General features: G+C 69.0%; 7 protein-coding genes. 4 read left to right on the plus strand and 3 right to left on the minus strand.

From position 1 onward, the window contains the following. The first annotated feature begins 47 nt into the window (after positions 1 to 47). Positions 48 to 2261 carry a fused MFS/spermidine synthase gene (locus D7W81_RS19330; RefSeq protein WP_167508078.1) on the plus strand — a complete coding sequence of 738 codons (2214 nt, stop codon included), beginning with the start codon at positions 48 to 50 and terminating at the stop codon, positions 2259 to 2261. Between the two features lie 9 nt (positions 2262 to 2270). Here D7W81_RS19330 and D7W81_RS19335 read toward each other — a convergent pair whose 3' ends face one another. Further along, complete coding sequence (locus D7W81_RS19335) at positions 2271 to 3518, minus strand: sterol desaturase family protein (RefSeq protein WP_120556867.1); 1248 nt, start codon at positions 3516 to 3518, stop codon at positions 2271 to 2273. Positions 3519 to 3585: 67 nt separating this feature from the next. Between D7W81_RS19335 and D7W81_RS19340 the strand changes: the two genes are divergently transcribed. The 3 genes from D7W81_RS19340 to D7W81_RS42410 all read left to right on the plus strand — a co-directional run bounded on the left by D7W81_RS19340 (position 3586) and on the right by D7W81_RS42410 (position 6194). Further along, on the plus strand, positions 3586 to 4173 hold the full coding sequence (locus D7W81_RS19340; RefSeq protein ID WP_120556868.1) for a Crp/Fnr family transcriptional regulator: 588 nt from the start codon (positions 3586 to 3588) through the stop codon (positions 4171 to 4173). 116 nt (positions 4174 to 4289) lie between these two features. Then, positions 4290 to 4499 (plus strand): hypothetical protein, encoded by a 210-nt coding sequence (locus tag D7W81_RS19345; protein WP_120556869.1) that lies wholly within the window; start codon positions 4290 to 4292, stop codon positions 4497 to 4499. A gap of 138 nt (positions 4500 to 4637) precedes the next feature. Then, the gene (locus D7W81_RS42410; protein WP_158621632.1) at positions 4638 to 6194 is read left to right on the plus strand and encodes a LysM peptidoglycan-binding domain-containing protein; all 1557 of its coding nucleotides are present in this window, start codon (positions 4638 to 4640) and stop codon (positions 6192 to 6194) included. Between the two features lie 22 nt (positions 6195 to 6216). Here D7W81_RS42410 and D7W81_RS42010 read toward each other — a convergent pair whose 3' ends face one another. Together D7W81_RS42010 and D7W81_RS42415 are read right to left on the minus strand one after the other, a co-directional pair. Continuing rightward, complete coding sequence (locus tag D7W81_RS42010) at positions 6217 to 6450, minus strand: hypothetical protein (protein WP_147445546.1); 234 nt, start codon at positions 6448 to 6450, stop codon at positions 6217 to 6219. 4 nt (positions 6451 to 6454) lie between these two features. Further along, the coding region (locus D7W81_RS42415) for a zinc-binding metallopeptidase (protein ID WP_158621633.1) at positions 6455 to 8317 on the minus strand (1863 nt) is incomplete at its 5' end.

The following is an 8317-nucleotide window of genomic DNA, read 5'->3' on the forward strand; positions in this document are numbered from 1 at the left end:
CACGCGGATTGTCCCCCGCCGCGCCCTCGCCCCTGCCCCGAGCCCGCATGGTCCGTTACGCCCTCGCCATCTTCACCAGTGCGTTCCTGCTCTTCGGCATCCAACCGCTGGCGGGCCGCTACGCCCTGCCGTGGTACGGCGGCACGCCGTCGGTGTGGACCGCGTGCATGCTGTTCTTCCAGGCCGTGCTGCTCGCGGGCTACGCCTATGCGCACGCGGTGGCCTCGCGGTTGCGCCCGCGCACCCAGGCCCTGCTGCACCTGGGCCTGCTGACGGTGGCGGTGGTGGCGCTCGCGGCTCGGGCCGTCTGGGCGGGCTCACCCCTGACGCCCGGGGACGGGTGGCGCCCGGTGGATGACCACCTGCCCGTGCTCCGGTTGATGGGCATGCTGGCCGTCACGCTGGGCCTGCCCTTCTTCGTGCTGAGCACCACCGGCCCGCTGCTCCAGTCGTGGTTCGCCCGCGCGCGGCCGGGCCGCTCGCCCTACGTGCTGTATGCGCTCTCCAACGTGGGCTCGCTGCTGGCGCTCCTGGGCTACCCCTTCCTGGTGGAGCCCTTCGTTGGCCGCAGCGCGCAGGCGTGGGGATGGGCCGCGGGCTTCGGCCTCTTCGTCGTCTTCGCCATCGCCTGCGCCGGGGACCTGGTTCGCCGCACGGCGACGGCGGCGCCCGGAGCCACCGTGAAGCCCGTGGAAGAGGCGGCGGCGGCCGACGCGCCACGCCCTGGCGTGAGCCGCACGCTGCTGTGGCTGGGGCTGAGCATGTGCGCGTCGGTGCTGCTGCTGGCCACGACGAACAAGCTTTCCCAGGACGTGGCGGCGGGGCCCTTCCTGTGGGTGATGCCGCTGGCGGTGTACCTCGTCACCTTCATCCTGGCGTTCTCGCGCGAGTCCTTCTACGCGCGCGGCCCGTACTCCGTGGCCCTCATCGCGTCACTGGCCCTGGTGGCGTACGCGCAGAAGGAGGGCCCCGCGCTGCACCTGGGCTGGCAGGTGCTCTTCCACGCCTTCGCGCTCTTCAGCGGCGCCATGATGTGCCACGGCGAGCTGTTCCGGATCCGCCCTGCCCCGCGCTACCTGAGCGCCTTCTACCTCTGGGTGTCCGTGGGCGGTGTGCTGGGCGGCGTGTTCGTCAGCCTGGTGGCGCCCGCCGTCTTCAACGTCTACTGGGAGCACCCGCTGGCGCTGGGCGCCTGCTGCCTCGTGGCGCTGACGAGCATGATGCAGCGGCCCCCGAATGAGAAGGTGACGGCCCGCGTCCAGCGCGTCCTGCGCGGCGCGATGCTGGTGATGGTGGCGGTGGTGAACCTGTCGTTCATGGTCTCCGGCGCCCTGGGCCTCGTGCGCTTCTCCGAGCGCAACTTCTTCGGCGTGGTGCAGGTGCTGGAGCAGAACCCCAACGACCCGCGCGAGCACCAGTTCACCCTGCGCCACGGCGTCATCACGCACGGCTGGCAGTACGTGGAACCGGAGCGCCGCCGCGTCAACACGTCCTACTACTCGCGCGACAGCGGCCTGGGGCTGGCGCTCACGGAGCAGCGCCGCTGGCGTGGGGCACAGGGGCTGCCCTCCTCCCTGCGCGTGGGCATGTTGGGGCTGGGCGTGGGCGGCAGCGCCGCGCTGCTGGAGCCCGGAGACACGGCGCGCTTCTATGAAATCAACCCCGTCATCATCGCGCTCGCGCAGGGCGAGGGCGGCTACTTCAGCTACCTGAAGGACTCCCCCGCGAAGATGGAGGTGGTGGAGGGCGACGCGCGCATCTCCCTGGAGCAGGAGCTGGAGCATGGGCCGAAGGAACCGTTCGACGTGCTGGCCCTGGATGTCTTCAGCTCGGACGCCATCCCCATGCACCTGGTGACGCACGAAGCGCTGGAGCTCTACCGGCAACACCTGGCGCCGCATGGCGTGCTGGCGCTGCACATCAGCAACCAGTACCTGGACCTGGTCCCCATCAGCCTGGCGCACGCGAGGGCGCTGGGCCTGTACGCCACGCTCGTCAAGACCGAGACGAAGGACGACACCCTGGCCAGCAGCTGGATCCTCCTGAGCCCGGACAAGGACTTCTCCTGGGGCCCCACCTTCCGGAACACGGGGGCGCTCGTGCGCCGGCTGTCCCTGACCCGGGAGCCGGACTATGTCTGGACGGACGAGCGCAGCAGCGTGCTCCAGGCCATGCGCCGCAACCGGACCCTGGAGGAGCTGGGCATCCAGAAGAACGACACGCCCCCCGCGCCGCCGGTGGCCCGTCCCCAGTCTCCGTAAGCGGTCAGCTCAGCCCGGGAAGGGCTTCGCCTGGGACCTGCGGCCGGCGCCACCGCGCGCCACCCGCAGCCAGACCAGCGACACCATCAGCCACGACGCCGTGAGCGCGCTCCACGCCTGGGGCGCGCTTGCGCCTACCAGCCACAGCGTCACCGCCACGCCCATGGCGAGCACCCGCGCGAGCTCCAGCGGCTCGCTCCACCGCTTCGACTCCAGCATCCCGCTCCAGGCGGTCGCCATCGCCCAGAGCAGCAGGCTCAGTGCGACCTTCTGCCAGCCCGACAGCGGCGAGGCATGGTGGCTCACCAGGAGCATGAACGGCATCGACGCGAACAGCTGGAAGACGAGGTAGCCACGAACGCCGGACAGCTCCTGCGAGTGGTACTTCACCTCCGCGCCATCCTGCTTCCAATACCCCAACGCGCGCGGAGGAAGGTCCGCGGGCCGCCAGCCCGTGGGCATCACCCAGATGCGCAGCCGGTCCCACAGGCTCTTCGTGGCGACGGCGTCCGCGGCGAGCCGGGCCCACGTCTGGAAGTTGATGGCCGTCGGGTCCCAGGTGTTCGCCGGAGTGGTCAGGCCGTAGGAGCACGGCTCGGTCTCCTCGGCGTAGGTGCCGAACATCCGGTCCCAGATGATGAGGAACCCCGCGTAGTTCTTGTCGATGTACGCGTCATTGCGCGCGTGGTGCACGCGGTGGTGTGACGGCGTGTTCAGCCACGACTCCACCCACCGGGGGAGCTTGGGGATGACGCGCGTGTGGGGGATGAACTGGAGCACCAGGTGGAAGGCCACCATCGCCAGCACGGCCTCCGGCGGGAAGCCCACCACCACCAGCGGCCAGTAGAAGAGGAACGAGAACAGGCGCTGCGTCACGCTCGCGCGCAGGGCCACCGCGTAGTTGAGCTCCTCGGTGGAGTGGTGGGGCGAGTGGGCCGCCCAGCCGATGTTGGTGCGGTGCCCGAAGCGGTGGAACCAATAGAAGAGGAAGTCGACGCCCAGGAAGAGCGCCACCAGCGACAGCGGCGACGAGGCGTCCAGCCGCCACGGTGCGAGCTGGCCCAGTTGCGTGAAGAGGGGGAGCACCAACAGGGCCACCGCGACGTTGACGCACTGGTTCATCACCGCCGTGCCCATGCTCGCGATGGAGTCCTGGAAGCTGTAGTAGCCATTGCGCCGCGCCACGCACCAGGCGAACTCCGCCAGGGCCAGGGCGATGACGAAGGGCGTGGCCACGGCATAGACGTTGATGGACATGCCGCCGGTATATGGTGCCCGGAGTGGCCTCCGCCTTAACCCGGGTCAAGCCAAGGTCTTCCGCGACGTGAGATTCCCCAAGCTCTTCGAGCGCCTCGCCAGTCTGACCCCGCTGCCGCCCGAGGAGTGGGCGAAGGCCGAGGCCGTGGCGAAGGAGCAGTCGCTCGCGAAGCGGGAGCTCTTCATGCGTCCGGGAGACGCGGCGGACAGGTTCGCCGTGGTGCTTCAGGGCGTCTTCCGGGGCGTGCGCATGTCGCCGCGCGGGGGCGAGTCCATCAAGGCCTTCCGCGCCGAGGGAGAGCTGATTGGCGCCTATGCGGAGATGCTGCAACAGCTGCCGTCAATGACTGCGATTGAAGCGCTGGAGCCGAGCCGGGTGCTGGTGTTCCAGACGCGGGACTTCCAGGCCCTGGAGCGGGGCCACGTGTGCTGGGAGCGGCTGGCGCGCCGGGTGGCGGAGCAGCACTTCGTCCTCAAGGAGCGCCGTGAGCAGGAGTTCCTGGACCTGTCCGCGGAGGAGCGGCTCGTGAAGTTCTGGGAGGAGCATCCGCACCTGAAGGGAAGAATCCCCCAGCGCGACGTGGCGGCCTACCTCGGCATCACCGAAGTGGCCCTGAGCCGCATCGTGTCCCGGCGCCGCAAGCGGGCGGAGTGAGCCGGCCACACGCGAATGCCCAGCCCACCAACGGACTCACGCGTATTCCTCAGATGAATCGAATTACCCGGTGAGGTATGCTTCAAGCCGTAACATCCTCACCGGGAGAAACACACATGATGACGCCGTTGAAGAAGGCGGGCCGGGTGCTGTTCGCGATGGGCGCGGGTGCGTTCGTTTCCTTTGGCGCCACGCTGGCGCTGTCCACCCCCACGACCGCGGAAGCGTCGCAGGTGGAGTGCTACGCCGAGGAGTGCAACGCCAGCTGTGTCGCCAAGGGCTTCCGCCTGGGCAAGTGTTACAAGGCGGCCTGCACCTGCTTCTAGCACCGCCCTGACGAGGCCCGGTGCGAGCGCGGCCGGGCCTTGTCCCGCGTTTTTTCGCGGGCGGAAATGCAAAAGAAATAGGGCGGGGATTTCCAAGAAGGCACGCAGCCCAGAGCTGCCTGCTTCCGGGGGTCCCTCATGGTCCAGAACCTCACGATTCGTCGTGGAGACACGCTCAGCTCCATCGCCAACCGCCACGGCACCACCGTCGCCGAGCTGGCCAAGACCAACAACATCAAGGACCCGAACCGCATCATCGCGGGCGCGAAGCTGAAGGTGCAGGACGGGTTCGACGCGAAGCCCAAGTCAGGCCCCACGGGCTCCCAGCAGGGCGACGTCTTCGAGAAGTCCCAGCCGAAGCAGCCGACGACGCAGGCGTCCCAGCAGCCCCAGGACACCCGCCAGACGGGCAGCACGACGTGGAAGGACTCGCAGACGGGCAAGTCGTACCCGAGCCGCGACGGTGTGCCCGTCTACAACCAGGGCGACGGTGACTGGAAGGATTCGAAGCTCAAGGGCACCGGCGTCGGTGGCGCGGGAGACCGGCGCATCGGGAACAAGGGCTGCGCCATGTCCGCCTGCGCCATGGCCGTGAGCGCCCTGAGCGGTGAGACCGTCACGCCCGCGGAGATGGACCGCCACCTGGACGCCAACGGGGGGTACGACAAGAACAGCAACGTCGTCTGGGAGAAGACCACCAGCTCGGTGAAGACCCAGCCGCCCATCACCACCTCGCGGGAGTTCAATCAGCGGCCGGGCAACCTCGACCAGCATCTGGCCAAGGGCAAGCCCGTGGTCATCGGCGTGGACCGCACCGGGGATGGCAAGACCGACCACTGGATGACCGTCACGGGCAAGAACCCGGATGGCAGCTACCGCGTCAATGACCCGGCGGGTGGCAAGACCCTCACCATGGAGATGCGCAACGGCAAGCTCGCCTCCCGGGATGTGCCGGGCAAGACGTACACCTTCACCGGTGACGCCGTGTACTTCTCCGGCGGCAAGCAGAAGACCGGCCAGGGCGCGAGCACGCCGACGCAGACCCAGCCGCAAACCCAGACCCCGAAGCAGACCCCGGTGGCCCCGAAGCAGCCCCAGAACACCAACCGCCCGAACCCGGGCGGCAAGCTGGGCGTCGCCTACGCGGACAACACCCGGAAGGCCGCCAAGGCGCAGATCAGCACCGACCCCCGGTACGCGGCCGAGCTGCGCACCATCTCCAATCTCAGCCCGGAGAAGCGCAAGCTCATCGACGAGGTCGCGCGCAAGGCGGACCTGCCGCCGGCCCTGGTGGCGGGCATCTGGTACCGCGAAGCGTCCTTGAAGAACGGCGTGTACCTGCACAACGGCCAGGAGCTCGGCAAGACCACGACCATCGTTCCCAAGGGCGTCTTCTTCCGGAAGGACCAGTTCGTCGACGCGGCGGTGGATGCACTGCGCAAGCACAGCAAGGACCAGAAGGCGCTGGGCCTGCACTACAACTCCACCGACACGGGGGCCATGGCCTCGTACGCGGAGGCGTACAACGGCTTCGGCTACCGCAACAAGGGCGTGACCACCCCCTACGCGTTCGCCGGCACGGACCAGTACAAGGGTGGCATGTACGTGAAGGACGGTGACTTCAGGGCCAACGTCTATGACAAGCGGCTCGGTGTCATGGCCGTCGCGCTCGAGTACATGAAGGGCAACAACTGAACGCCTCCACGGCTTGCTCCCGCTACGGGCGCACCTGCACGGTGGAGCGCAGCAGCTCGTCCGCCGGGCCGTACTCCCGCAGGGTCCGCTGGTTGCCCTCCTCCAGCGCGACGACCTTCACCACGGGCACCCACCCCTTCGGGGTCTGCGCGTACCGGAGCGCCTCCGGCACCTGGGCGATCTCCATCCGGCGGACCTCCTGCTGGGTCTTGCCGTCGATGTAACGGATGAAACCGGGATGTATGGGTTTGCTCATGGGTTCACGCCCGGAAGGAGCCCACCATCAGCCGGGAGGCCGCGACGCTCGGGAGGGCCTGCCTCGCGGGAGGAGGCCGGGAGAGCAGGTCGTCAATGAGCCGGAACCGGCCCGGCATCAGGGCGCGCACCTCCGCCTCCTGCGGCGTGCCGTGGACCTTCTGATACAGCACCAGGGTCTCCGCGAAGTCCTCGGACGGAGAGTTGCGAGCGTAGTTGGAGGGCACGAAGCCGTCGCTCGCCATGGCGGCCCGGTAGCCGTCCCACTGGGGACTCGCGTTGTCCGAGCCCCAGTGGACATGGGACAGGGTGTGCCCCGTCTCGTGAATCAGCGAGGAGTTCATGAACTCCTGCTCCACCTTTCCGTTCGTGGGATAGAGGGTGATGATCCCCGCCGCTCCCGCCGTCATGTAGGAACGGAACCCGGGCTCGTTGTAGACCTGCTCCCAGTACGCATCGTCGGGGTTGCTGTGGCCGTCCACGTCCACCTGCTTGACGAGCGCCCTGTTCGCGGGAGGCAGGCTGGACAGCCCCTCCGCGACCTCCTCGATGGAGTGAAAGGAGCCCCGGCTGGCGTCCGGGTTCCTCGCCACGAACACCGGGATGCGCTGCCCCTCGATTTCGACTTCGTAGCGGAGGGCGTCCGCGGGTCCAGAGGGGAAGGAGTGGCCCTGGACCTCCGTGGGCCCGGACAGGGAATAGGGACGCGTCGGGAAGGTCCCCTCCAGCTCCGAGGCCCCCTCGGGAACGCCCGGCTGCTCCCGCAGGAAGGTCCGGAGCTGCTCGGCCTGGCCCGCGCCATCCGCCTTCTGGAAGCCCTTGCCCGCGAGCGTGACGCCCAGGTCTGTCTGGACGTAGCGTGAGAGCGGGTTCGTCCCGGAGACGTACTGGAAGAGCCGATCCTGCTCTGGCGCCGACAGCGCGGCGAACCCCTTGCTGGAGCCCAGGTCCGCCAGGGTCTGCTCGTGCTCGGGCTCCAGCCGTCCGGGCCGGATGGCGTCGAGCATCCGTCCCTGCAGCTCCGGACGGAGCTTCGCGAACTCACCGCCGTCCACGAGCGTCGTCAGGCGATCCAGGTGGTCGACGCTCTTCTCACGGCCCGCATGGGGCGGAGGCAGGTGCTCCAGGACCTTGCGCTGGGTTTCAGCCGGGAGCTTCGCGAGGCCCGGATTCGACCCCAGCTCCACGAGCGCGGAGCGGGACGCCTGACTGGAGGGGCGTCCAGGCGCAATGGCTTTCGCCAACTGGCTTTGGACGTCTGGCGCCAGCCGGCGGAAGCTCGCGCTGTCCGCCAGCTCCAGGGCCGCCTTTCCGAAGCGGGCTTCGGCCTTGCCACTCCGGCGTTTCTCGAGCTCGTCCACCAGCTGCTTCCGCATCGAGCCCTTCAGCTGACGGAAGCCCTTTGACGTCCCCAGGTCGACCAGCGCGTTCCGGGCGGAGCGGTCCCCGCGCTGGGCGGCCACCGACTCCATGATGTTGCGCTGGTCCTTGCCCCCCAGCCGGCGGAAGTCCTTGTCGGACGCCAGCTCGGCCAGGTCCGCGCCCACGCCCTTGTTCTTGATGCCCTCGCGCAGGGTCCGGATGGCTTCGCGCTGCTGCCGGGGCGCGAGCTTGTCCAGGTTCTTGTTCAGCGCGAGGTCCGCGATGTTGCGGCGCGCCTCTGGCGACTGCCCATGCTTCCGGGCCGTGGCCAGAAGCCGGTCCTGGGTGCCATGCGGCAGTTGGCGGAACGTGTCGCTGGAGCGAAGCCGGTCCACCAGCGCGGCCTGCTGGGGCGAGGGCCGCGGGGCTTCGAAGGAGTCCTTGCGCGCATGGCCCGTGGCTCGCGGCGCGGGAGCGGGCTTCGCGGCCTGGGGGCGGGGCTGGGG

It is taken from the genome of Corallococcus aberystwythensis, from assembly GCF_003612165.1.
Classification (GTDB): domain Bacteria; phylum Myxococcota; class Myxococcia; order Myxococcales; family Myxococcaceae; genus Corallococcus; species Corallococcus aberystwythensis.